This window comes from Pseudomonas macauensis, from assembly GCF_047902425.1.
GTDB lineage: Bacteria > Pseudomonadota > Gammaproteobacteria > Pseudomonadales > Pseudomonadaceae > Pseudomonas.
Genome location: NZ_CP138377.1, coordinates 4,171,217 through 4,197,611, shown reverse-complemented (window position 1 = coordinate 4,197,611; position 26,395 = coordinate 4,171,217). Strand labels below are relative to the sequence as shown.

General features: G+C 65.6%; 16 protein-coding genes. 7 read left to right on the top strand and 9 right to left on the bottom strand.

Annotated elements, in window-relative coordinates; genetic code table 11:
* Positions 1–149: 149 nt before the first annotated feature.
* From pepN to SD196_RS19150, 5 genes are all read left to right on the top strand, one after another.
* Positions 150–2,807, top strand: a complete 2,658-nt coding sequence (gene pepN, locus SD196_RS19170; protein ID WP_416310557.1) for an aminopeptidase N — start codon at positions 150–152, stop codon at positions 2,805–2,807.
* A 472-nt stretch (positions 2,808–3,279) separates the two neighbouring features.
* Positions 3,280–5,247, top strand: a complete 1,968-nt coding sequence (locus tag SD196_RS19165) for a DUF1302 domain-containing protein (RefSeq protein WP_275610933.1) — start codon at positions 3,280–3,282, stop codon at positions 5,245–5,247.
* A 59-nt stretch (positions 5,248–5,306) separates the two neighbouring features.
* Complete coding sequence (locus tag SD196_RS19160; protein WP_275610934.1) at positions 5,307–6,674, top strand: DUF1329 domain-containing protein; 1,368 nt, start codon at positions 5,307–5,309, stop codon at positions 6,672–6,674.
* A gap of 274 nt (positions 6,675–6,948) precedes the next feature.
* Positions 6,949–8,031, top strand: coding sequence for a WD40/YVTN/BNR-like repeat-containing protein (locus SD196_RS19155; protein WP_275610935.1), 1,083 nt, complete (start codon positions 6,949–6,951; stop codon positions 8,029–8,031).
* 14 nt (positions 8,032–8,045) lie between these two features.
* Positions 8,046–10,427, top strand: coding sequence for an efflux RND transporter permease subunit (locus SD196_RS19150; RefSeq protein ID WP_275610936.1), 2,382 nt, complete (start codon positions 8,046–8,048; stop codon positions 10,425–10,427).
* A 135-nt stretch (positions 10,428–10,562) separates the two neighbouring features.
* Here SD196_RS19150 and SD196_RS19145 read toward each other — a convergent pair whose 3' ends face one another.
* Complete coding sequence (locus SD196_RS19145) at positions 10,563–11,372, bottom strand: cyclase family protein (protein ID WP_343572663.1); 810 nt, start codon at positions 11,370–11,372, stop codon at positions 10,563–10,565.
* A gap of 129 nt (positions 11,373–11,501) precedes the next feature.
* Between SD196_RS19145 and SD196_RS19140 the strand changes: the two genes are divergently transcribed.
* Complete coding sequence (locus SD196_RS19140) at positions 11,502–11,918, top strand: carboxymuconolactone decarboxylase family protein (protein WP_343572665.1); 417 nt, start codon at positions 11,502–11,504, stop codon at positions 11,916–11,918.
* A 98-nt stretch (positions 11,919–12,016) separates the two neighbouring features.
* Here the strand turns inward: SD196_RS19140 and SD196_RS19135 are convergent, their stop codons facing one another.
* From SD196_RS19135 to SD196_RS19100, 8 genes are read right to left on the bottom strand one after another with little or no spacing between them, the layout of a single operon-like run.
* On the bottom strand, positions 12,017–13,108 hold the full coding sequence (locus tag SD196_RS19135; protein WP_343572667.1) for a chlorophyllase/cutinase-like alpha/beta fold protein: 1,092 nt from the start codon (positions 13,106–13,108) through the stop codon (positions 12,017–12,019).
* 50 nt (positions 13,109–13,158) lie between these two features.
* Complete coding sequence (locus SD196_RS19130) at positions 13,159–14,808, bottom strand: BatD family protein (RefSeq protein WP_343572669.1); 1,650 nt, start codon at positions 14,806–14,808, stop codon at positions 13,159–13,161.
* A complete protein-coding gene (locus tag SD196_RS19125) occupies positions 14,805–16,568 on the bottom strand; it encodes a VWA domain-containing protein (protein WP_416310556.1) in 1,764 nt (587 codons plus the stop codon). Before SD196_RS19125 ends, SD196_RS19130 begins: the two co-directional genes overlap by 4 nt.
* The gene (locus SD196_RS19120) at positions 16,565–17,608 is read right to left on the bottom strand and encodes a vWA domain-containing protein (RefSeq protein ID WP_275610942.1); all 1,044 of its coding nucleotides are present in this window, start codon (positions 17,606–17,608) and stop codon (positions 16,565–16,567) included. The genes SD196_RS19125 and SD196_RS19120 overlap by 4 nt, the downstream gene beginning before the upstream one ends.
* The gene (locus SD196_RS19115; RefSeq protein WP_275610943.1) at positions 17,601–18,098 is read right to left on the bottom strand and encodes a DUF4381 domain-containing protein; all 498 of its coding nucleotides are present in this window, start codon (positions 18,096–18,098) and stop codon (positions 17,601–17,603) included. Before SD196_RS19115 ends, SD196_RS19120 begins: the two co-directional genes overlap by 8 nt.
* A complete protein-coding gene (locus SD196_RS19110; protein ID WP_275610944.1) occupies positions 18,095–19,039 on the bottom strand; it encodes a DUF58 domain-containing protein in 945 nt (314 codons plus the stop codon). Before SD196_RS19110 ends, SD196_RS19115 begins: the two co-directional genes overlap by 4 nt.
* A gap of 1 nt (position 19,040) precedes the next feature.
* Positions 19,041–20,000: an AAA family ATPase gene (locus tag SD196_RS19105; protein WP_275610945.1), complete on the bottom strand. Its 960-nt coding sequence runs from the start codon at positions 19,998–20,000 to the stop codon at positions 19,041–19,043.
* 47 nt (positions 20,001–20,047) lie between these two features.
* Positions 20,048–20,929 carry a DUF1353 domain-containing protein gene (locus tag SD196_RS19100; protein ID WP_275610946.1) on the bottom strand — a complete coding sequence of 294 codons (882 nt, stop codon included), beginning with the start codon at positions 20,927–20,929 and terminating at the stop codon, positions 20,048–20,050.
* Positions 20,930–21,244: 315 nt separating this feature from the next.
* Here SD196_RS19100 and SD196_RS19095 point away from each other — a divergent pair, with 315 nt between their 5' ends.
* Entirely contained in the window at positions 21,245–26,107 is a 4,863-nt protein-coding gene (locus SD196_RS19095; RefSeq protein WP_331315897.1) for an NAD-glutamate dehydrogenase, read from the top strand.
* Positions 26,108–26,395 lie beyond the last annotated feature (288 nt).

Genomic DNA, 26,395 nt, shown 5'->3' with positions numbered 1-26,395 from the left:
TCGAAAGCTCATTGAATTTCCGGCCCGGAGCCGCATCTAGGGATAGATGCGGTTCCGACTCGCCTGCTTCGCTCTGGCTCGCTAGAGTCAGTACCCAGATTCCTCCGGCCGGCCTATCGGGCCGGCCGCCTGCCAAGGGGCCAAAAGCCATGCGTACCGAGCAACCGAAAGTCATCTACCTCAAGGATTATCAGGCGCCCGAGTACCTGATCGACGAGACCAACCTGACCTTCGAGCTGTACGAGGACCACACCCTGGTCCACGCCCAGCTGGTGATGCGCCGCAACCCGGAGCGCGGTGACGGCCTGCCGCCGCTGGTGCTCGACGGCCAGCAACTGGAGCTGCTGTCGGTCGCGCTGGATGACCAGACCCTCGAAGCCGGTCAGTACCAGCTCGACGAGAACCACCTGACCCTGCAGCCGACGGCCAAGACCTTCACCGTCGACAGCACCGTGCGCATCCATCCGGAAAGCAACACCGCGCTGGAAGGCCTGTACAAGTCCGGCAAGATGTTCTGCACCCAGTGCGAGGCCGAAGGCTTCCGCAAGATCACCTACTACCTCGACCGTCCGGACGTGATGAGCAGCTTCACCACCACGCTGTCGGCCGAGCAGCACAAGTACCCGGTGCTCCTGTCCAACGGCAACCCGGTGGCCAGCGGTTCGGAAGAGGGCGGCCGCCACTGGGCGACCTGGCAGGACCCGTTCAAGAAGCCGGCCTACCTGTTCGCCTTGGTCGCCGGTGACCTCTGGTGCGTGGAAGACCAGTACACCACCCTGAGCGAGCGCGACGTGACGCTGCGCATCTACGTCGAGCCGGAGAACATCGACAAGGTCCAGCACGCCATGGACAGCCTGAAGAACTCGATGCGCTGGGACGAGAAGGTCTACGGCCGCGAGTACGACCTGGACATCTTCATGATCGTCGCGGTCAACGACTTCAACATGGGCGCCATGGAGAACAAGGGCCTCAACATCTTCAACTCCAGCTGCGTGCTGGCCAAGGCCGAGACCGCCACCGACGCCGCGCACCAGCGCGTCGAAGGCGTGGTCGCCCACGAATACTTCCACAACTGGTCGGGCAACCGCGTGACCTGCCGCGACTGGTTCCAGCTGTCGCTCAAGGAAGGCTTCACCGTGTTCCGCGACAGCGAGTTCTCCGCCGACATGAACTCGCGCACGGTCAAGCGCGTCGAGGACGTGGCCTTCCTGCGCACCAACCAGTTCGCCGAGGATGCCGGCCCCATGGCGCACCCGGTGCGCCCGGATTCCTTCATCGAGATTTCCAACTTCTACACCCTGACCGTCTACGAGAAGGGTTCGGAAGTGGTGCGCATGATCCACACCCTGCTGGGCGCCGAGGGCTTCCGCAAGGGCACCGACCTGTACTTCGAGCGCCATGACGGCCAGGCCGTGACCTGCGACGACTTCGTCAAGGCCATGGAAGACGCCAACGGCGTGGACCTCACCCAGTTCAAGCGCTGGTACAGCCAGTCCGGCACCCCGCGCCTGGCGGTGGAGGAGAGCTTCGACGCTGCTGCGCAGACCTACACCCTGACCTTCCGCCAGAGCTGCCCGGCCACGCCGGGACAGAGCGAGAAGCAGCCTTTCGTCATTCCGGTGCAGATGGGCCTGATCGACAAGCTGGGCAACGCCTTGTCGCTGCGCCTGCAGGGCGAAGAGCATGCTCACGGCAGCGACCGCGTGCTGACCGTGGACCAGGCCGAGCAGTCCTTCACCTTCGTCGGCCTGGCCGAGAAGCCGCTGCCGTCGCTGCTGCGTGGTTTCTCCGCGCCAGTGAAGCTGAGCTTCCCCTACGACCGCGACCAGCTGATGTTCCTCATGCAGCACGACGAGGATGGCTTCAACCGCTGGGAAGCTGGCCAGCAACTGTCCGTGCAGGTCCTGCAGGAGCTGATCGGCCAGCACCTGCGCGGCGAGAAGCTTGTCCTGGATGATCGCCTGATCACCGCCTTCCGCACCCTGCTGCTGGATACCGGTCTCGACCAGGCGATGGTCGCCGAGATGCTCTCGCTGCCCAGCGAGGCGTACCTCACCGAGATCAGCGAGGTGGCCGACGTCGACGCCATCCACGCCGCCCGCGAGTTCGCCCGCCAGCAGATCGGCGCGGCGCTGCACGAGCAGTTGTGGGAGCGCTACCAGGCCAACCGCAAGCAATCCCGCGAGACCGCTTATGTGGCCGAGGCTTCGCACATCGCCCGCCGCAGCCTGCAGAACATCGCGCTGTCCTACCTCATGCAGAGCGGCAAGGCCGAGGTGCTCGCCGCCTGCCAGGAGCAGTACAAGGATTGTGACAACATGACCGAGCGCCTGACCGCGCTGGCCGTGCTGGTCAACTCTTCCTTCGAAAGCGAGAAGGCCGAGGCGCTGGCGATGTTCGCCGACTACTTCCAGGACGACCCGCTGGTGATGGACCAGTGGTTCAGCGTCCAGGCCGGCTGCACCCTGCCGGGCGGGTTGGAGCGCGTGCAGGCGCTGATGAATCATTCGGCCTTCACCCTGAAGAACCCGAACAAGATTCGTGCGCTGATCGGTGCCTTCGCCAACCAGAACGCGGTGAACTTCCACCGCGCGGACGGCGCGGGCTATCGCTTCCTCGCCGACCAGATCATCACCCTCAATGCGCTGAACCCGCAGATCGCGTCACGCCTGCTCACTCCGCTGACCCGCTGGCGCAAGTACGCGCCCGAGCGGCAGGCGCTGATGCGTGCCGAACTGGAACGCATCCTGGCGTCCGGCGAGCTGTCCAGCGATGTCTTCGAGGTGGTCAGCAAGAGCCTCGCCTGATCTTCCCTCCGGCGCTCCGTCCGGGGCGCCGCCTGCCTCTCTGAAGGTGTTACCAGCATTGGCTGGTAACACCTTTTTGTTACTTATCGAAATTAAACGATGGTCGCCTTATCGCTGGGGTGAATTGGCGCCAGGGTGCCGCCCCGTCTGCGTCGGGCCTTCCAGGGGCGGATCGCGCCATTTCGAGAGGGCGATGGCGCAATCGGTCAGTGGGGTTGATCAGTGGATGATCAGTCACAAAAAGTAGCGGGCCATATCTTTAAATTTTGTAAGTAGATTCAGCGCGTTTACAGCAATTGGCATCGGCGTTGCACCGGCCGATCCCGCTTAGCCTTTGCCTGGCCATTGGGTCGGGGGCGTGTCGAGCACCTTGGGGAGCACGACAACAAGGCCGTGGAATAACGGCTGACGAGGCGAACCGCCCGCAGTGGCGGCGCCCTTACAGAATGATCAGTCCATGGAGTGAGTCCTAATGGAAATCCCGGTTCGCAAGAGCGTCTTGCGTTTCGCACCTGCTCGCGCGGGTTTTGCCCTGGCAGGTGTCCTACCTCTGCTGATGTCGGTTCCGGCTGCCGCCGTCGAGTTCAGCTTCCTCGACAGCGAGGTGAGCGGCTCGCTGGATACCACGGTCTCCTACGGCACCCTGTGGCGTGTGCAGGGGCAGGACAAGAGCAACAACGACATCAACGGCAACGACGGCAACCGCAACTTCGATACCGGCCTGGTTTCCGAGGTGTACAAGATCACTTCCGACCTGGAAGCGACCTACAAGAACTACGGCATGTTCGTGCGCGGCTCGGCGTTCTATGACACCCAGATCATGGACAAGCGCAACGACTACTACGACCACAACCAGCCGCCGCAGCCGAGCCAGAGCTACCCCAACAACGACCACTTCACCAGCGAGACCCGCGATACCGCCGGCAGCCGTGCGGAAATCCTCGACGCCTATGTCTATGGCAACTGGGACGTGGCCGAGCATCCGGTCACCGGTCGCCTGGGCCGCCAGGTCTTCAACTGGGGCGAGGGCCTCTTCTACCGCGGTGGCGTCAACACCACCAACCCGGTGGATGCCGCCAAGTTCCGCCTGCCAGGCGCCGAGCTCAAGGAAGTGCTGATGCCGGTGGAGGCGGTGAGCTTCAACATCGGCCTGACCGACAACCTGTCGATGGACACCTTCTACCAGTGGAACTGGAAGGAAACCCGTCTCGACCCGGTCGGCACCTACTTCTCCGAAACCGACCTGTTCGCCGATGGCGGCAACACCGCCTACACCACTGTTGGTGCGCTGGCCAACCCGCTGTTCCAGAGCCTCTATCCGCAGCTCTCGGCGGCCCATGTCGGCGGCCTGCAGGGCACCCAGTACCTGGACTCCAACGGCGTGTTCAAGGTCGCCAACGTCGGCAAGGACATCAATGCCAAGAACGACGGCCAGTTCGGCGTGGCCTTCCACTACATTGCCGAAGAACTGAACTCCACCGAGTTCGGCTTTTACTTCGTCAACTACCACGCCAAGGAACCGACCATCTACGCCGACCTGAACCGCAGCTACGCCGGTCTGGACATGGACCAGCTGGCCGGCCTGGGCGGCTTCTCCTCCTATGACCAACTGATGGCCGCCGCCGGCAGCGGCAACGCCATGGCCGGGCAGGTGCTGGGGCTGGTCAACGGTGCGGCGGCGGTGGACGTGGCCAACCAGGTCAACGCCCGTCGCGAGTACGTCGAGAACATCCGCATGTACGGCTTCAGCTTCAACACCACGGTGGGCGACGCTTCGGTGTTCGGTGAACTGGCCTACCGCCCGAACCTGCCGATCGGCATCGCCACCACCAACGACCTGCTCGGCGACCTGCTCGTCCAGGCGCCGCAGCTGGCCAGCGGGAAGACCGTGAACATCGGCGGCGGTGACGTGGCGATCACCGACCAGATCCACAACTACGAGCGTGTCGAGGCCTTCAACACCTCGCTGGGCACCATCTACAACTTCGGTCCGCAGCTGTCCTTCGACTCGCTGATGGGCGTGGCGGAGCTGGCTTCCGAGCACCTGCGCGGCAGCGACCTGCAGTACACCGCCTACGATGGCACCACCCGCTACTACTCCGGCCGCGGCAACGGCGCCTACGTCTCCGGCTACGACCGCGACGATCAGGTGAACAAGAACGCCTACGGCTACACCCTGTTGCTCTCGGGTACCTGGAACGACGTGTTCGCCGGCGTGAACGTCTCGCCGTACGCCGTCTACAAGGACGACTTCGAAGGCAACTCCTACCAGACCGGCAACTTCATCGAAGGCCGCAAGGCCTACACCCTGGGCGTCAAGGCTACCTACCTGAACGCCCTGGAAGCCGAGCTGCAATACACCGAGTTCTACGGAGCAGGGCAGAACAACGCCGGACGTGACCGCGACAACGTCGGTTTCAACGTCAAGTACTCCTTCTAACGACAAGCATACGCCGGGTGCCTGAAGCGCCCGGCGGGTGAACCTCACGGAGAAACACCATGCGCAACATGCGTACCCTGATCGGCGCGGCGGTGGCCCTTGCCCTGTCCGCCGGCAGTGCCCTGGCAGCGGTTTCCGCGCAGGACGCGGCTAAGCTGCAATCGTCCCTGACCCCGCTGGGCGCGGAAAAGGCCGGCAACGCCGCCGGCACCATCCCGGCCTGGACCGGTGGCATCACCCAGGCCCCGGCCGGCTACAAGCCGGGCCAGCACCACATTGATCCGTTCGCGTCGGACAAGCCGCTGTACACCATCACCAAGGCCAACCTGGACCAGTACAAGGCCAACCTGACCCCAGGCACCCTGGCGCTGTTCGCCACCTACCCGGACACCTTCCAGATGCCGGTGTACCCCAGCCGCCGCAGTGGCTCGGCGCCGCAGTGGGTGTATGACAACACCTTCAAGAACGCAACCAGCGCCAAGCTGGCCGAGGGCGGCAACGGCTTCGTCGATGCCTTCGGCGGCATTCCGTTCCCGATTCCGCAGAATGGCGTGGAAGCACTGTGGAACCACATTGCCCGCTACCGCGGCACCTTCGTCGTGCGCCGCGCCTCGGAAGTCGCGGTGCAGCGCAACGGCGACTACTCCCTGGTGACCTCGCAGCAGGAAGCTCTGTTCAAGTACTACGTGCAGGGCAAGAGCTTCGCCGACCTGAACAACCTGCTGTTCTACTACCTGTCCTTCACCAAGAGCCCGGCTCGCCTGGCCGGCGGCGCCGCGCTGGTGCACGAGACCCTCGACCAGGTGAAGGAACCGCGCCAGGCCTGGGGCTACAACGCCGGCCAGCGCCGTGTGCGCCGTGCGCCGAACCTGGCCTACGACACCCCGATCGCCGCCGCCGACGGCCTGCGTACCGCCGACGACACCGACATGTTCAACGGCTCGCCGGACCGCTACGACTGGAAGCTGATCGGCAAGAAGGAAATGTACATCCCGTACAACAACTACAAGGTCTCCAGCCCGGACGTTAAGTACAAGGACCTGTTGACCCCGAGCCACCTCAATCCCAAGTACACCCGCTACGAGCTGCATCGCGTGTGGGTCGTCGAGGGCACCCTGAAGCCGGGCGCGCGCCACATCTATTCCAAGCGCGTGCTGTTCCTCGACGAGGACAGCTGGGGCGCCGCCGAGGTCGACCAGTACGATGGCCGTGGCGAGCTGTGGCGCGTGTCGCTGGCCTACCTGAAGAACTACTACGAACTGCCCACCACCTGGACCGCCCTGGATACCTTCCACGACCTGCAGGCCCGCCGCTACCACGTGCAGAACCTGGACAACGAAGAGCCGACCACCATCGACTTCGCCCAGGCCGTGCCGGACGACTCCTACTTCAGCCCGTCCGCACTGCGTCGCCGCGGCACTCGCTGAGTTCGTCCCGCGTCTGAAAGAGCCCGCCTTCTGGCGGGCTTTTTCTTGCCGGCCTCCGACCGGTGGCGGAGCCAAAGTGTTACCTCACACCCCATTGAAAGCCTTCTGTGGCGCGCCTTACAGCGTTCATAGCCATGTGCAATCATCCTTTTGGGGGAGGTGTTCGCTGCTTAACAAAAGATAACGTGCCGTTAATTGTCAGCCCCGGAAAACGCTGGCTATATAGCGACCACACTCGATACCGCCTGCAATAAGAACAAAGAGGTAAAGGCATATGCGTGAGCCCCAGTGGCGCACTACGAGCGAGCAGTCCGTGTCGGAGACTCCGCGCTCCTTCCCGATGTCGCGCAAATCGATTTCCCTGCTCGGCGCACTTTCCTTGCTGATGCTGTCCGTCGCTCCCTTGCACGCCGTCGCGGCGACAGAGGCGGCCAGTGACTCCAGCTCCATCCCTTCGGCCAAGGCCGCCAGCAGTCTGCTGCTGGGCGTCACAGAGGCCGGCAAGCGCCTGGTGGCGGTAGGGGATCACGGGCATATCCTTTACTCCGACGATGCCGGCAAGAGCTGGACCCAGGCCAAGGTGCCGACCCGCCAGTTGCTGACCTCGGTGTTCTTCCTCAATGACAAGAAGGGCTGGGCCGTCGGCCACGACGCGCAGATCCTCGTCACCACCGATGGCGGCACTACCTGGACCCGCCAGTTCGAAGACCTCAAGCGCGAAGCGCCGCTGCTGGACATCTGGTTCCAGGACGACAACCACGGCATGGCCGTGGGCGCCTACGGCGCGCTGCTGGAAACCACCGACGGTGGCCAGCACTGGGAAGACGTCAGTGACCGCATGGACAACGAGGACCAATACCACCTCAACTCCATCGCGGCGGTGAAGGATTCCGGCCTGCTGGTGGTCGGCGAGGCCGGCAGCATCTTCCGCTCCAAGGACTGGGGCCAGACCTGGGAGAAACTCGAAGGCCCGTACGAAGGTTCGCTGTTCGGCGCCATCGGCACCCGCCAGGCGGGCACCGCGCTGGTTTACGGTCTGCGCGGTCACCTGTTCCGCACCACCGATTTCGGCGACAGCTGGCAGCAGGTCAACCTGCCCACCGCCAACGGCGGTGAGCTGGAGTTCGGTCTTTCCGAAGGTTCGCTGCTGGCGGACGGCACCGTGGTGGTGGTCGGGCATGGCGGCAGCGTCCTGGAAAGCAAGGACGACGGCCAGAGCTTCAAGGTCTACAACCGTCCCGATCGCCTGTCCCTGGCGGGCGTGAGCGGCGCCGGCAACGGCAACCTGGTGCTGGTCGGCCAGGGCGGCATCCACTTGGCTTCGGCGACCGGCGCCGAGCTGACCGAACAGCAATGAGCCGGGGAGCCTCCATGAACGCTATCAGCAAGCATCAACAGGACAAGGCGACTTTCCTGGAACGCATCATCTTCACCCACCGGCCGTTCGTGATCATCGCCTGCCTGCTGGTGACCATTTTCCTGGGCTACCAGGCGACGCAGGTGCGTCCGTCCACCAGCTTCGAGAAGATGATTCCGCTGCAGCACCCGTTCATCCAGAACATGCTGGAGCACCGCAACGACCTGGCCAACCTCGGCAACACCGTGCGTATCTCGGTGGAAGCGGTGAACGGCGACATCTTCACCAAGGAGTACATGGAGACGCTGCAGAAGATCCATGACGAGGTCTTCTACATTCCAGGCGTCGACCGCTCCGGCATGAAGTCGCTGTGGAGCCCGAGCGTGCGCTGGACCGAGGTGACCGAGGAAGGCTTCGCCGGTGGCGAAGTGATCCCGCAGACCTACGACGGCTCGCCCAAGGCGCTGGAACTGCTGCGCAACAACGTGCTCAAGTCCGGCCAGATCGGCCGCCTGGTGGCCAACAACTTCAAGTCGAGCATCGTCGACGTGCCGCTGCTGGAGGTCTACCCGGACCCGAAGGACCAGGGCAAGCTGCTGAAGCTGGACTACCGCCAGTTCTCCCATGAGCTGGAAGAAAAGATCCGCGACAAGTACCAGCTGCAGAACCCGAACGTGAAAATCCACATCACCGGCTTCGCCAAGAAGGTCGGTGACCTGATCGACGGCCTGCTGCTGGTGGTCGGTTTCTTCGGCATCTGCTTCGTGATCACCCTGGTGCTGCTGCTGTGGTTCACCAAATGCGTGCGCTCGACCATCGCCGTACTCTCCACCACCCTGGTGGCGGTGATCTGGCAGCTCGGCCTGCTGCACTCCATCGGGTTCGGGCTGGACCCGTATTCGATGCTGGTGCCGTTCCTGATCTTCGCCATCGGTATTTCCCACGGCGTGCAGAAGATCAACGGTATCGCCCTGCAGTCCAGCGACGCGGAAACTCCGCTGTTGGCCGCTCGCCGTACCTTCCGCCAACTGTTCCTGCCGGGCATGATCGCCATCCTCGCGGACGCCGTCGGTTTCATCACCCTGCTGGTGATCGACATCGGCGTGATCCGTGAACTGGCCATCGGCGCCTCCGTCGGCGTGGCGGTGATCGTGTTCACCAACCTGATCCTGCTGCCGGTCGCCATCTCCTACATCGGCATCAGCAAGAAGGCGGTGCAGCGCAGCAAGGAAGACGCCGTACGCGACCATCCGTTCTGGCGCGCGCTGTCCAACTTCGCCAGTCCGAAAGTGGCGCCCATTTCCGTGGTCATCGCCCTGGCGATGTTCGCCGTCGGCATGTGGGAAGGCCATCACCTGAAGATCGGCGACCTCGACCAGGGCGCGCCGGAGCTGCGTCCGGACTCGCGCTACAACCTGGACAACGACTTCATCATCCGCAACTACTCGACCAGCTCCGACGTGCTGGTGGTGATGGTGGAGTCCGCCGCCGAAGGCTGCTCCACCCACAAGACCATGGCCGCCATCGACGAGCTCGCCTGGCGCCTGGAAAACACCGAGGGCGTGCAATCGGCCATTTCCCTGGTCACTGTCTCCAAGCAGATGATCAAGGGCATGAACGAGGGCAACCTGAAGTGGGAGTCGCTGTCGCGCAACCAGGACGTGCTGAACAATTCCATCAGCCGCGCCGAAGGCCTGTTCAACAGCAACTGCTCGCTGGCGCCCCTGCTGGTATTCCTCAACGATCACAAGGCCGAGACCCTCGACCGTGCGGTCGGCGTGGTCCAGGAGTTCGCCAAGGCCAACAATCAGGATGACCTGAAGTTCAAGCTCGCCGCCGGTAACGCCGGTATCGAAGCGGCCACCAACGAGGTGATCAAGCAGTCCGAACTGACCATCCTGATCCTGGTGTACATCTGCGTGGCGGTGATGTGCCTGATCACCTTCCGCTCCTTCGCCGCGACCCTGTGCATCGTGTTGCCGCTGATCCTCACCTCGGTGCTGGGCAACGCGCTGATGGCCATGCTCGGCATCGGCGTGAAAGTGGCGACCCTGCCGGTGATCGCACTGGGCGTGGGTATCGGTGTGGACTACGGCATCTACATCTACACCCGCCTGGAGTCCTTCCTGCGCCAGGGCCTGTCCTTGCAGGACGCCTACTACGAGACTCTGAAGTCCACCGGTAAAGCGGTGCTGTTCACCGGTCTGTGCCTGGCCATCGGCGTCGCCACCTGGATCTTCTCGGCGATCAAGTTCCAGGCCGACATGGGCCTGATGCTGACCTTCATGCTCCTGTGGAACATGTTCGGTGCCCTGTGGCTGCTGCCGGCGCTGGCACGCTTCCTGATCAACCCGGAGAAGGTGCGTCAGAAGAAGGCGTCGATCCTGGTTCACTGATCGACAGCCGAGCGACAAACGAAAACCGCGGCCCAAGGGCCGCGGTTTTTTTTGCTGTTTGTAGGAGCGAGCTTGCTCGCGAACAGCGTCGTCACGGGAATGGGTTCGCGAGCAAGCTCGCTCCTACAAGGGCTGTCACGGCAGGATCGCGAACACCCGTGCCGGGAAGCCGGTACCCTTGGCGATCTTCGGGAAGCTCACCACTGCCAGCGCGCCGGCCTCGGGCACCTGGTCGAGGTTGGCGAGCAGTTCGATCTGGTAGTGGTTGGTGCCCAGGATGTAGGACTCCAGCGAATAGTCGTCCTTGCTGGTGGCGATGCCCGGATCGGTGTCGGTGGTCTCGTGGCCGGACGCGGTGATCTTGCGCGTCTCGTAGAGGTACACCAGCGCCTCCTTGCTCCAGCCCGGGTAATGCGCCACGCCCTTGGCATCCTGGTTCTGCATCTTCGCCTGGTCCGGCCAGCGCTGGGACCAGTCCGTGCGCAGCGCGGCGAAGGCGCCCTCGGGCACCGGGCCGTGCTTGGCTTCCCAGGCCTTCACGTCGGCCAGGGTCAGCACATAGTCGGGGTTCTTCGCTACCTGCTGGTGGATGTCGAACACCACCAGTGGCAGGAACTGTTCCTTCACCTCCAATTGATCGACGCTGCGCAGACCCTTGTGGAAGTGCACCGGCGGATCGACGTGGGTACCCCATTGGCCGACATGGCTGTAGAGCTCCACCTGGAAGCCGTCCTTGTCTACGGTATAGAGCGTCTTGCGGCCCATGGGCTCGAAGCCTTTCCAGTGCGGGGTGTCGTTGTCGAAGGCGTGGGTCAGGTCGACCCAGGTGTGTTGCTTGAGGCTGGCGTAGGTATCCCACAAGCCGGGCTGGGCGGCATGGGCGGGCTGTTGAGCGAGAAGCGGCAGCAGGGCGGCGGAGCAGAGCAGGGCGGGTAGGTGGCGCATGTGTCTGATTCCTTGACGGGGATGGGTTGGCGCGCCTTATCTTTCTCCAGCGCCCGTCCCGCCTTCCAATTCCGAATTCTGCTTTTCTTATTCCGCCTTGTTATTCAAACGAACGAACCCGGAGTGCCAATGTCCTTCCAGCTCATCGAATACGCCGATGCCAGCCCCGAAGTCCGCGCCGTCTACGACGACATCATGGCGACCCGCAAGATCGACTGGGTGAACAACTTCTGGAAAGCCCTGGCCAACCATCCGCAGACCCTCAAGCGCACCTGGGAAAGCCTCAAGGAGGTGATGGGGCCGGGGCAGCTCGACCCCCTGGTGAAGGAGTTGATCTACGTCGCCGTCAGTGTCACCAACAACTGCAACTACTGCATCGGCTCCCACGGCGCCGCGGCGCGCAAGGCGGGGATGGACGATACGATGCTCGGCGAACTGCTGGCGGTGGTGGCCATGGCCAACGAGACCAACCGCCTCGCCATTGGCTACCAGGTGCCGCTGGACGATGTGTTCAAGGGGGCGGTGATGGAAACGGGTGGTCAATGAGTGAGGCTGTTCGCGAGCAAGCTCGCTCCTACAGGAGGAACGCCGGCGCCCACTTGTAGATGCGAGCTTGCTCGCGAACCCAGGCCGACGATGGGCTCTCAGGGAGCCGTCGTCGATAGCCGCTGGATCGCCTTCACCGGCGTTCCGTCACTCCAGCGCCCCATGGACAATTGCGCTGCGCCGCCGCCCAGTGCGTAGTCGCGGTCCTGACCGTAGAAGGCGGCGTCGCATAACGCGTCGAACAGCTTCCAGGTGCCGTACCAGTCCATTGCATCGGTGGCCAGGGCGTTATGGGCGGAGGGCTGGCCCTGCTTGAGGCGCTGGCGCACCCGTTCCTGCACGCGGTTGAGCAACCAGCTGGATGAGTCGCTGGGTGGATAGCGCGGGTCGAAGCGTGGCGCGGTCGGGGCGGAGTGGTTGGCCAGCAGCGGCGGGCTGCCGTGGCGGTCGCTGCGCAGGAGCAGCAGGTCCTTGTCCCGCTCGGAGACCTGGGCGCTTTCCTGGTAGATGCGGCGTGCGTCATCGCAGCCAACGACCTCATCCTCATTGCCGCAGACCGCCAGCAGCAAGGTGCCGGCGGGAATCTTCGAGAGCGGCTCCATTGACACCTGACGCCAGCGCGAGCCGCTGCTCCTGCCCGGCTCCACGGCCATCAGCGCACTCGGTTTCGGCACACCCAGGCGCTGCCAGGAGGCGGCAAGCCCGCTGGCGATCAGGCCGCCGGCGGAGTGGCCGACGTAGGCCACATGCGCAAGCTCCGGTTTCATCCCGAGCTTGCCCGCCTGCAGGTCGCCGATGGCACGGCGCACCGAGTCGGCGGCATTGGGCAGGAAGTCCGCCGCCGGTGTCTTCAGGTTGGCCTGGTAGCGCGGATAGATGAGGATCGCGCCGCGCCGGACGATGTGTTCGATCCAGGCCCGGTACAGGTCCGGCTGCATCACGCTCCAGCCGTGGGTGAACACCACCAGAGGGGCGCTTTCCGGCTGTGGGCGGGCGGGGGTGAAGACCCAGTACTCGTTGCCATCGGCGTTGAAGTGCCATTGGCGCACGTCGGCGTGGCTATAGCCCGAGCCGCCGGGCCCCTGCAGCGGTTGTGTCGGCGGCAGTGCCGGTTCCGCGTGCAGGACACGGGTCAGCAGCAGGCCGGTGACCAGGGCCGGGAGAAGTCTCGGAGTGCGAACGCGGGGCATTGCTGCGCCTCTTGGCGGGGCTTGTCAGCAAGCATAGCCCCGCCACTGCGTCAGCGCGGGTAGAGCGGCGGCAGGCTGCCCGGCTCGGTCGTGGGCGCGGCTTCCGGATCGGCGCCCGGCAGGCCGCGGACGGCGCGCCAGAGGTCCTCGCCCTGCCAGTTGCGGCCGCCTTCGCTGTCGCTGTACAGCGCGCCGTTGAGGCTGTCCAGGGCATCGGACAGCGGCACGAAGCGCGCCGCCATGTCCGCCAGGGTTTCCGGTTGCTGGCGTGCCCAGGCGTCCAGCGCCTGGCGGGTGGCATGTGGATCGTTGGCCTGGCAGGCGCGGCGCAGTTCGTCGAGCAGGGTACGGGCGCTGGGGCCGGCGACCGCGGCGCGAATCACCGCGGGCAGCCGGCGCGCACGCCACCACAGGCCGAAGCCCAGCAGCGTGGTGAAGGCGAGAATGGCGCAGGCCAACTGCCATGGCCACAGGCGCGCCTGGGGTTGCAGCAGGGCGTCCGTAGCGGGAGAGCTGGGCGTATCGGCCGGGTTTTCCAGTTGCGGGTTGGCGGCGACCTCCAGAGTACGCCCTGGCAGGCTGGTGCGCTCGACGCGATTGTCCCGGGTGTTCCACCAGACCACTTCGACAGGGGGCAATTGCACCTGGCCGGCATGGTCGGCGATCAGCGCCTCGCGTTCTTCGCGGCTGCCGATCACGCCCTGTTCGGTGCCCTGGTTGGCCAGCTGCGGCTGGTCGGGGTAATGGCGCAGCTCGGCCGGCAGCGTTTGCGGCAGCGGCGGCAGCTGGGCGCTGGAGAGTCCTTCCACGCGCAGCATGATGTTGCGGGTCAGCGCTTCACCGGCGCGGGCCTGCTCAGGCTGCGGGCTCCAGGTTTCGCTCAGGCTCAGCGAGCGGGCCGGCAGCCAGGGGGAGTCCTTGGGATAGTCGGCGGGCTTGGGTTTGATCTGCAGCGGGATGGTCGGCGAGATCACCCGGATCTGCTTGCCCGGCGGCGGGCCGAAGGGGTTGTCGTCGGGGCTGCGCTGCTGGGCGGCCTGGGTGGCGTTGAAGGTCTGGCCAGGGATTTCCAGGGGGCCGCTCTTCTGCGGGAAGATCGCGTAGCGAATTTCGATGACCCCATGGCGCACGCCGTTGATTTCCTTCTCGTAGGTGCGCGCCTCGCCCAGTGGTTCAACGCGCGCATCGGCGATTTGCAGGGGCGTGAGGCTGCTGTCGTCGTACAGCGACACCGAGTGATAGATGCGCAAGGTCAGGATCACCTGCGCCTGCACATAGCTCTCCTCCTGGTCGACGCTGGCGTCGATGAACACCGGGGCGAGCTTCTGGCTGCTGGTGCTTTCCTCAGCCTTGAGCACGTGCAGGCTGATCGACTCGGTGGCGTTACCGCCCAGGCTGATCGGCGGAATCACCACGGTGCCTTCGTTACGCGGCTGCAGGGTGACGATCCAACGGGTGGTAGCCTGGGTCTTGCCGTTCAGGGTGGTGAGGCGGTTGACCTGGCGGGTACCGAGCACCACGAACTGCTCGTCCAGGGGCTTGAGGTCCGGCTTGCCGAACAGGGTCGGGTCGTCGGACTCCAGCGTCAGGTCGATGCTTTCACCTTCATTGAGGCGCGTGCGATCGACGCTGGCGGTGAAGCTTGCCTCGGCGCGGACGGCGGCGAGGCAGAGCAGGGTCAGGCAGATCAGCCTTTTCATTGCGTGGGTTCCTGGCGCTGCTGCTGTTGCTGGTACCAGAACTTGCGGCGCAGCAGTTCGGATGGATCGTCGGGAATCTGGCGCAACCATTGTTCCAGGGCCTGGCGGCGCTCGTCAGTCAATGGACCGGTGATCGCCAGGTTGGTTTCGCCGTCTTCACCGTGGGTCGCCTGCGGCGTGTTGCTCTGGCTGTCCGCCGGCTTGTCGGCATCACGCTGTTCCGGTGTCTGGGCCGACGGGGTGGGCTGCGAGTCCTGTTCCTCGGACTGCTCCTCCTTGGGCTTCGAATCCTTGGGCTGCACCGGCTGGGGTTCGCTGGACTCACCCTGGGTCGGATTCTGCTGCTGGGATGATTGGCTTTCTTCCTCGCCGGAGGCTTTCTGGCGCTGGCGCAGCAGGTCTTCCAGCAGTGCCTTGTTGCGTTGTGCGGCGAGCAGGTCGGGGGCGCGCTCCAGGGCCTGGTCGTAGGCGTCGATCGCGGCTTCCAGTTCGTTCTGCCGGGCCAGGGCGTTGCCACGGTTGTAGTGGTCGGCGGCGCTGTCGCCCAGTGCGAAGGCCTGCGCGGCATCGGCGTAGTCGCCGGCTTCATAGAGGGCCAGGCCCCGCCAGCGGAAGTCCTCGAAGTGCTCGGCGGCGTCGGCTGGCTTTTGGGCATCGAGCAGGCGCTGGCCCTGCTGATCAGGGGTCAGCCAGAGGTCGGCCAGCTCGAAGGCATTGGCGTTCTGCGGCGGCGACCACAGCAAGGGCAGGAGCAGCGGCAGGCTGAACAGCCAGCCCCGGCGACCGGCGCAGGCGGCGAGCAACAGCAGGGGCAGGAGCAGCCAGTAGCCCTGGTCGGCCCAGCGTTGCAGGCGCAGGAGGGCGTCTTCCTCGCTGACCTGCAGGCCCTGGGAGTTGTTCAGCAGGCCCAGGGCGCGCAGGTCGGCGTTGCCCAGGCGCAGGCGCTGGAAGCGCCCATCGAGGTCGCTGGCGAACTGGCGCAGGGCGTTCTCGTCCAGCCGTGGCACCAGAATGTTGCCTTGCTCGTCCTTGAGGAAGGTGCCGTCTTCCTGGGCGATCGGCGCGCCGCCGGCGGTGCCGATGGCGAGCAGCAGCAGGTCCTTGCCCTTGCCTTTGAGCGCCTTGCGGATGCCCTGGCGCTCCTGGGCATCCAGGGCGCTGGTGATCAGCAGGATATGGCCCTTGCCTTCGGCGCCATGGTGCAGCAGCTGGCGCGCCTGTTCGATGGCGAGGTCGGCGCGGCGGCCCGGTGCCGGCATGATCGACGGCTTGAGCGCGTCCAGCAGGTTGCGCGCGGTGCCCAGGTCGTTGGACAGGGGCACCAGGGTGTGTGCGCTGCCGGCATAGACGACGATGGCCGTCTGCGCATCGCTGCGTGCCCTAAGCAGGTCGAGCACCTTGCGCCGAGCCTGCTCCAGGCGGGTGGGCGGCAGGTCGGTGGCGAGCATCTCAGGGGTCAGTTCGAGGACCACCACCAGCGGATCGCTGCGCTCCATCGCCGGTTGTTCCAGGTACTGCCAGCTCGGGCCGAGCAGCGCGAGTACCGCCAGCAGCCAGGCCAGGCCGAGGAATATCCACGGGCGCCGTTCGTGACGGCCGTGGCCGCCAGACAGCATCCAGGGATGGAAGGCCGCCGGCAGCAGCAATTGCCAGCGGCCGGCGCGGCGCTGGCGGTGCCAGAGTTTCCACAGCAGCCAGCCGAGCAGCGGCAGCAGGAGCAGCGACCAGGGGCGCAGCAGGTGGGGCCAGAGCGCGCTCATGGCTGCCGCTCCCGGCGCAGTCGTGCCAGCCAGGCGGGGCGAGCCGGCCAGCGCCAGTCCTCCGGCGGCCAGAGTTCGCGGACCACCAGCGTCACACTGATCAACAGGGCCAGCAGCAACGGCCAACTGTAGAGGGCGAGGGCAGGGCGGGCCTGGGTGGGTTTCTGCTCCACCGGTTCCAGGGCGTCGAGGCTGTCAGAGATGCGTTGCAGCTCCTCACCGTTGCGGGCGCGGAAATACTCGCCGCCGGTGGTTTCGGCGATTGCCTTGAGCGTCGGTTCGTCCAGGTCCAGGCCGGGGTTCAGGCCGAACAGGCCTTTCACGCCGCCCTGCTGTGGATCGGCGCCGATGCCGATGGTGTAGATCTTCACCTGTTCCTCGGCGGCGAGGCGGGCTGCGGTCTGCGGATCGATCTCGCCGGCGGTGTTGGCGCCGTCGGTGATCAGCACCAGCACGCGGCTCTGTGCTGGGCGCTGACGCAGGCGTTTGACCGCCACACCGATGGCATCGCCCAGCGCGGTGTCCTTGCCGGCGATGCCGATCATCGCCTCGTCGAGCCAGACGCGCACGGTGTCGCGGTCGAAGGTCAGCGGCGCCTGCAGGTAGGCGCGGGTGCCGAAGAGGATCAGGCCGACGCGGTCGCCACGGCGTGCCTCGATGAAGCCGCCAAAGAGCTTCTTCACCAGTTCCAGGCGGCTGATCTCGTCGTCTTCCCAGCGCATGTCGGCGTAGTCCATGGAGCCGGAGACGTCCACGGCGAGCAACAGGTCGCGGCCGGTGGCGGGAATCGGCAGTGGATCGCCGACCCACTGTGGGCGCGCCGCCGCCATCAGCAGGCAGAGCCAGAGCAGGGCGAAGGGCGCCTGCTGGCGCCAGGCCGGCAGGCGCGCGCGGGCGCGGCGGCCAGCGAGGCCTTCGAGTTCCTGGAGGAAGCTGACCTTGAGCGCGGCCTCGCCGCTGTCCGCGGGCGGCAGGATGAAGCGCATCACCCAGGGCAGGGGCGCGAGCAGGAAGACCCAGGGCCAGGCGAACTCAAACATGCTTGCGCACCCAGGTTTCCACGGCGGCGGCGAGGCCGTTGATGGCCTTGTCGTCGAGCTGGCATTCGGCGCGGTAGCCGCCTTCGACCAGGATCATCCAGCGGGTCAGGCCGGCGGCGGGGCAGCGGTTGTCGAGGAAGGCCAGCCAGGCGCGGCCGCTCAGGGTATGGCTGTGGCTGTCCGGCCAGCGCGCCCGCGAGACGCGCTTGAGCAGGCCGTTGAGCGCCTGCAGCCAGGGGCCGGCGGGAGCACGGTCATAGGGGCGCGGCAGCCGCGCGAGCTCCTCCAGCGCCGCCTGGCGCAGGGGATCGAGCGGAGCCTCCGCGACTTCCTTCGGCTTGCGCCGTGGCTGCCAGTGCTGGCGCGTCAGCCAGAGCACCCACAGGGCTATCGGAATCAGGGCGGCAACTACCCACCAGCCGGGCGCGGGCGGCCACCAGGCGACCGGTGCGGGTGTGATCAGCGGTTCCAGCTGGTCCAGCGGGTTCATGGCGCGTACCCCGGCTGGTGCTGTTCCAGCAGATTGCGCAACTGTTCCACCAGTTCCTCCTGGGTGGACAGCGGCAGCAGCGGCACGCCCAGGCGCTGGGCCAGGCGCGTCCAGCGCTCGCAGCGGGCCTCACCCAGGGCACGGTAGGCCAGGCGCTGTTCGTCGATATGGGTGTCCAACTCCAGTTGTGCCTGTCCTTCGGCGAACCTTAACAGCCCGGCCGCCGGCAGGGCGTGGTCGAGCGGATCGGACACCGGCAGCAGCACCAGGTCGGTGTGGCGCGCCAGCAGTGCCAGTTGCTGCTCAGCCAGGTCGCCCAGTGCGCGCTCGTCGCATACCACCAGGATCAGGCTGCCGGGGCGCAGCACTTCACGGGCGCGGCGCAGGGCCATGCTGAAGCCATCGCTGCCATGGTTGACGCCAGTACCGGCGAGCAGTCCGTGGTTGGCGCGCACGACCAGGTTGAGCAACTGCAACAGGCTTTGCTTGCTGCGGCGGGGTTTGATCTCATGGCATTCGCTGTCGGTGAACACCAGCCCGCCGATGCGATCGTTGTGCGCCAGCGCGGACCAGCCGATGAAGGCGGCAGCACGGGCAGCGAGCACCGATTTGAGGCACAGCCCCGAGCCGAAGAACAGCCGGGTGCTCTGCTCGACGAGGACGAACACCGGGCGCTCGCGCTCTTCGTGGAACAGCTTGGTGTGCGGCTCCTGGGTGCGCGCGGTGACGCGCCAGTCGATGGTGCGCACGTCGTCGCCGGCCTGGTAGACGCGCACCTGGTCGAAGTCCACGCCGCGCCCGCGCAGGCGCGAGTGGTGCAGGCCGATCAGCGGGCTGCGCCGCGACGGGGTGGAGAACAGCTGGGCTTCGCGCAGGCGATGGCGTATCTCGATCAGCTCGCCGAGCGAGACGGCCACGCCGGGCGCCAGGACGTTGTGCATGTCAGGCGACGGCGACCACGTCGAGGATGCGCTGGACCACGCGGTCCTGGTCGATCCCGGCGGCTTCGGCCTCGAAGGACAGGATCAAGCGGTGGCGCAGCACATCGAACAGCATCGCCTGGATGTCTTCGGGGCTGACGAAATCGCGGCCAGCCAGCCAGGCGTGGGCGCGCGCGCAACGGTCGAGGGCGATGGAGCCGCGCGGGCTGGCGCCGTAGGACAGCCATTCGGCTAGTTCGGCGTCGTACTTGGCCGGGTTGCGGGTGGCCATGATCAGTTGCACCAGGTACTCCTCCACCGCGTCGGCCATGTACAGGCCGAGGATTTCCTGGCGGGCGGCGAAGATGGATTCCTGGGTCACCTGGCGCTCGGGTCTGGTCTCGCCGTGCAGCGCTTCGCCGCGGGCCTGCTGGAGGATGCGGCGTTCCACGGAAGCCTCGGGGTAGCCGATCTTCACGTGCATCAGGAAGCGGTCGAGCTGGGCCTCGGGCAGCGGGTAGGTGCCCTCCTGCTCGATGGGGTTCTGCGTCGCCATCACCAGGAACAGCGGCGGCAGGTCGTAGGTGCTGCGGCCCACGCTGACCTGGCGCTCTGCCATGGCTTCGAGCAGTGCCGATTGCACCTTGGCCGGGGCGCGGTTGATTTCGTCGGCCAGCACCAGGTGGTGGAAGATCGGCCCCTGCTGGAAGACGAAGGTGCCGTTCTCCGGGCGATAGATCTCGGTGCCGGTGATGTCCGCCGGGAGCAGGTCGGGGGTGAACTGGATGCGGTGGAATTCGGCTTCCAGGCCTTCGGCCAGGTCCTTGATCGCCTTGGTCTTGGCCAGGCCCGGTGCACCTTCCACCAGAAGATGGCCGTCGGCGATCAGGGCAATGAGCAGACGCTCGATGAGCTTTTCCTGGCCGAGGATCTGGCTGGAGAGGTACTGGCGCAGCGCAAGCAGCGACTCACGATGTTCCATCGCGTGGGGTTCCTGGACGAGGGTGGGGCTTTGTCGGGGCCCATACTTTACTGCATCGGCAGTTGCTCGGGGAGCGCCGGGGTTCTCACCTGAGGTTGCGCAGCCTGCGACTTCGGGTCGCCGGGCAGTGGCGTCAGGCAGCGCAGCGCGCTGTTCGGGTTACGCACCCGGCGCATCTCGCGGGCGCCGCCATGGATGACCGCGAACCGATAGACCCAGGCGACCAGGCGCGGCATGCCGGCTTCGAGCAGCATGCGGTGAAAGAGTTCATCCGCCTCGGCCTTGGTCACCGGGGCGACGTTGAGGAACTGGTACAGCGCGTCATGCACCAGGCTCGCATGGTGGGCTACCGGCCAGAACATCAGGCGCTGCTTCTGCTGGCCGCGGCACAGGTACTGCACCGGCTCCAGGTGGTCCCACCAGTCGGGCGTGCCGAAGGTGGCGATCCAGTAGAAGGGTACCTTGGGCGAACAGCCGTCCCAGGCGTAGGTGCGCTGGCAGGAGAGGTCGTAGCTCACGGTGCCGGCGTCCAGATCCACGCTGGCCGGGCCGGGGTTGATGATGATGCGGCCGTCGTGCACCACCAGCCACTCGCTATAGAAGAAGCGGCCCTTGAAGGTGGCGTCCTCACGCACCAGCGGGAAGTCGATGTAGTTGATCCACGGCCCGCTACGGTCGCGGCTGCAGAAACCCCATTGCTTGATCGAACGCTGGCGCGCGGCGGCGACCCGGCGCAGGCGCTCACGGCGGCCAATGCAGCGCGGCAGCAGTACGCCGAGATAGACCGGCAGGGCGCCCAGCAGCAGCGGGCGAACCGCCAGCGGCAGGAACAGCCAGGCCAGGGCGACCAGCGCAACGCCGAGCGAGGTGACCACCAGGTTGTCCAGGTGGCGCAGCAGTGGGCGGCGCAAGGGAGGTCGGCGTTGCATGGCATCCGTTCCAGGCGGGGGAGGGGGCATGATAGCGCTTTGATATTTGATACGCCCGTTCCGGATCGGTCATACAAATACTTCGGTGATTGCCCAATGGGCGTTTCGGGGGCCGCCCGGAGCAAGCCGTTGAACGAATATGTCGCAGCCCCGTAAGCGAGCGGTAGCCCACTACCGATAAGCTCGGCGAATCGATGACCGCCCGGTCGGGACGGTCGATCGAGGGTCACACTGCCCAGATACATCTGTGATCCCCTCAAGACGCACAAGCGAACTACGCTCAATCCAATAATTCGAGCCCAGCGGAGTAACACCATGGCGTTCTTCACCGCAGCCAGCAAAGCCGACTTCCAGCAACAACTGCAGACGGCCCTGGCGCAGCACGTCGACGACAAGGGCATGCCACAAGTGGCCCTGTTCGCCGAACAGTTCTTCGGTTTCATCGCACTCGACGAATTGACCCAGCGCAGGCTGTCCGACCTGGTCGGTTGCACCCTGTCGACCTGGCGCATGCTGGAGCGGTTCGACCCGGCCCAGCCCGAGGTGCAGGTGTACAACCCCGATTACGAGAAGCACGGTTGGCAGTCCACCCACACCGCCGTGCAGGTGCTGCATCCGGACCAGCCGTTCCTGGTCGATTCGGTACGCATGGAACTGAACCGCCGTGGCTACAGCATCCACACCCTGCAGACCAACGTGCTGAGCGTGCGCCGCAACGGCAAGGGCGAGTTGCTGGAGATCCTGCCCAAGGGCACCCATGGCAAGGATGTGCATCAGGAATCGCTGATGTACCTGGAGATCGACCGCTGCTCCCACATCGGTGAACTGCGGACCCTGGAGAAATCCCTGCTCGAAGTGCTCGGCGAGGTTCGCTTGGCGGTGGCCGACTTCCCGGACATGCGCGCCAAGGCCGAAGACCTGCTGGCCTGGCTGGGCAAGTCCAAGTCCAAGGCGCGCGCGGAAGAGACCGCGGAGGTGCGCGCTTTCCTCGAGTGGCTGCTGGACAACCACTTCACCTTCCTCGGTTACGAGGAATTCACCGTCGCCGACGAGACCGATGGCGGTCGCATGGTCTACGACGAGAAGTCCTTCCTCGGCGTAGCCAAGCTGTTGCGCACCGGCCTCAGCCAGCAGGAACTGCACATCGAGGACTACGCGGTGGCCTACCTGCGCGAGCCGCTGCTGCTGTCCTTCGCCAAGGCCTCGCACCCCAGCCGCGTGCATCGCCCGGCCTACCCGGATTACGTATCGATCCGCGAGATCGACGCCAAGGGCAAGGTGCTGCGCGAGTTCCGCTTCATGGGCCTGTTCACCTCCTCGGTCTACAACGACAGCGTGACCCAGATCCCGTCGATCCGCGGCAAGGTGCTCGAAGTCGAGCGTCGCTCCGGTTTCGACGCCAATGCCCACCTGGGCAAGGAATTGGCGCAGGTGCTGGAAGTGCTGCCGCGCGACGACCTGTTCCAGACCTCGGTGGACGAACTGTTTGCCACCGCCATGTCCATCGTGCAGATCCAGGAACGCAACAAGATCCGCCTGTTCCTGCGCAAGGACCCTTATGGCCGCTTCGCCTACTGCCTGGCCTACGTGCCGCGCGACATCTATTCCACCGAGACGCGGATCAAGATCGAGCAGGTCCTGCGTGACCGCCTGAAGGCCAGCGACTGCGAGTTCTGGACCTTCTTCTCCGAGTCCACCCTGGCCCGCGTGCAGTTCATCCTGCGCGTCGACCCGAAGAACCGCATCGACGTCGACGCCGCGCAGCTGGAGCAGGAAGCCATCCAGGCCTGCCGCTCCTGGCAGGACGACTACGCCGCGCTGGTGCTGGAAAACTTCGGCGAAGGGCAGGGCAACAACCTGCTGGAAGACTTCCCGAAAGGCTTCCCGGCTGGCTACCGCGAGCGCTTCGCCCCGCACTTCGCGGTGGTGGACCTGCAGCACCTGTCCAGCCTGTCGGACAAGCGTCCGCTGGTGATGAGCTTCTACCAGCCGCTGGCCCAGGGTGAGCAGCAGCTGCACTGCAAGCTGTACCACGCCGATTCGCCGCTGGCGCTGTCGGACGTCCTGCCGATCCTGGAGAACCTCGGCCTGCGCGTGCTCGGCGAGTTCCCCTATCGCCTGCGCCACAGCAATGGCCGCGAGTACTGGATCCACGACTTCGCCTTCACCTACGCCGAAGGCCTGGACGTCAACATCCAGGAACTCAACGAGACCCTGCAGGACGCCTTCGTCCACATCGTCAACGGCGATGCCGAGAACGACGCCTTCAACCGCCTGGTGCTGACCGCCGGCCTGCCGTGGCGTGACGTGGCGCTGCTGCGCGCCTATGCCCGCTACCTCAAGCAGATCCGCCTGGGCTTCGACCTGGGTTACATCGCCAGCGCGCTGAACGCCCACGTGGATATCGCCCGCGAACTGGTGCGCCTGTTCAAGACCCGCTTCTACCTGGCCCGCAAGCTCACCGCCGAGGACCTGGACGACAAGCAGCAGAAGCTGGAACAGGCCATCCTCGCGGCGCTGGACAATGTCCAGGTGCTCAACGAAGACCGCATCCTGCGGCGCTACCTCGACCTGATCAAGGCGACCCTGCGCACCAACTTCTACCAGCCGGACGCGGCCGGGCAGAACAAGGGCTACTTCAGCTTCAAGTTCAATCCCAAGGCGATTCCGGAAATCCCGCGGCCGACGCCCAAGTTCGAGATCTTCGTCTACTGCCCGCGCGTGGAAGGCGTGCACCTGCGCTTCGGCGACGTGGCCCGTGGCGGTCTGCGTTGGTCCGACCGCGAGGAGGACTTCCGCACCGAAGTGCTGGGCCTGGTGAAGGCGCAGCAGGTGAAGAACGCGGTGATCGTGCCAACGGGTGCCAAAGGCGGCTTCATCCCGCGTCGCCTGCCGGTGGGCGGCACTCGCGATGAAATCCAGGCCGAGGCCATCGCCTGCTACCGCATCTTCATCTCCGGCCTGCTGGACGTGACCGACAACCTCAAGGAAGGCAAGGTCGTGCCGCCGGCCAACGTGGTGCGCCACGATGCCGACGACCCCTATCTGGTGGTGGCGGCCGACAAGGGCACCGCAACCTTCTCCGACATCGCCAACGGCATTTCCGCCGAATACGACTTCTGGCTGGGCGACGCCTTCGCCTCCGGCGGTTCCGCCGGCTACGACCACAAGGGCATGGGCATCACCGCCCGTGGCGGCTGGGTCTCGGTGCAGCGTCACTTCCGCGAGCGCGGCATCGACGTGCAGAAGGACAGCGTCACCGTCATCGGCATTGGCGACATGGCCGGCGACGTGTTCGGCAACGGCCTGCTGATGTCGGACAAGCTGCAGATGGTCGCGGCCTTCAACCACATGCACATCTTCCTCGACCCGAATCCCGACCCGGCGGCGAGCTTCGCCGAGCGCCAGCGCCTGTTCAACCTGCCGCGCTCCAGCTGGGCGGACTACGACGCCTCGCTGATCTCCGCCGGCGGCGGCATCTTCCTGCGCAGCGCGAAGAGCATCACCCTGACCCCGGAAGTGCGTGCGCGCTTCGACATCGATGCCGAGCGCCTGACCCCCACCGAGCTGATCCACGCGCTGCTCAAGGCACCGGTGGACCTGCTGTGGAACGGCGGCATCGGCACCTATGTGAAGTCCAGTGATGAAACCCACGCTGACGTCGGCGACAAGGCCAACGACGGCCTGCGCGTAGACGGCCGCGACCTGCGGGTGAAGGTGGTGGGCGAGGGCGGCAACCTCGGCATGACGCAGCTGGCGCGGGTCGAATTCGGTCTGAACGGCGGCGCCTGCAACACCGACTTCATCGATAACGCCGGTGGTGTGGACTGCTCCGACCACGAGGTGAACATCAAGATCCTGCTCAACGAGGTGGTGACTGCTGGCGACATGACCAGCAAGCAGCGCAACAAGCTGTTGGCGGAAATGACCGACCAGGTGTCCGACCTGGTGTTGGGCAACAACTACAAGCAGACCCAGGCGCTGTCCCTGGCTGAGCGCCGCGCCCGCGAGCGCATCGCCGAGTACAAGCGGCTGATGAGCGACCTGGAAGGCCGCGGCAAGCTGGACCGGGCGCTGGAGTTCCTGCCCACCGACGATGCCCTCGCCGAGCGTATCGCCGCAGGCCAGGGGCTGACCCGTGCCGAACTGTCCGTGCTGATTTCCTACAGCAAGATCGATCTGAAGGAACAACTGCTGGGCTCGCTGGTACCGGACGACGACTACCTGACCCGCGACATGGAGACGGCCTTCCCGCAGACCCTGGTCGATACCTTCGGCCCGGCCATGCGCAAGCACCGCCTGAAGCGCGAGATCGTCAGCACGCAGATCGCCAACGACCTGATCAACCACATGGGCATTACCTTCGTGCAACGCCTGAAGGAGTCCACCGGCATGACGCCGGCGAACGTGGCCGGCGCCTACGTGATCGTGCGTGATGTCTTCCACCTGCCGCACTGGTTCCGCCAGATCGAGGCGCTGGACTACCAGGTGCCGGCGGAAGTGCAGCTGACCCTGATGGACGAGCTGATGCGTCTGGGCCGCCGCGCGACCCGCTGGTTCCTGCGCAGCCGCCGCAACGAGCAGGATGCCGCTCGCGACGTGGCGCACTTCGGCCCGCGCATCGCCGCCCTCGGCCTCAAGCTCAACGAACTGCTCGAAGGCCCGACCCGCGAGCTGTGGCAGGCGCGCTACCAGGGCTACGTCGACGCCGGCGTGCCGGAGCTGTTGGCGCGTATGGTCGCCGGTACCAGCCACCTCTACACCCTGCTGCCGATCATTGAAGCGGCGGACGTCACCGGCCGCGACCCGGCCGATGTGGCGCGCGCCTACTTCGCCCTGGGCAGCGAACTGGAACTGACCTGGTACCTGCAGCAGATCAGCTCCCTGCCGGTGGAGAACAACTGGCAGGCGCTGGCCCGCGAAGCCTTCCGCGACGATCTGGACTGGCAGCAGCGGGCGATCACCGTGTCGGTCCTGCAGATGCAGGACGGCCCGGCGGAGATCGATGCGCGCGTGCTTCTCTGGCTGGCACAGCACGCTCCCATGGTCGAGCGCTGGCGCACCATGCTCACCGAGCTGCGTGCCTCCAACAGCACCGACTATGCGATGTACGCCGTCGCTAACCGGGAGCTGCTCGACCTGGCGCAAAGCAACCAGCACGGTGTGTGCATCCCTTGATGCACACCGCTCGTTGACCCTTTGATGCTCCAGCCCCGCCTAGTGCGGGGCTTTTTTTCGGGTGCGGATTCGTGCGTGAAGGAAGCTGTGCGGAATCGTCAAAAACATCGCGGAGAAGCCCCGCTCCTACGAGAACCGTGCGGGGTTCGACCTGTAGGGGCGGACTCTGTCCGCGATCCGGGGTAATCGTAGGGCGTATAACGTTCGACGTTATACGCCGCTTGGCCTTGATTTCAGGGCGCTCCGGGCCTGGCCCTGGAGTCGGTGACGGACGCACGGTGTAACGGC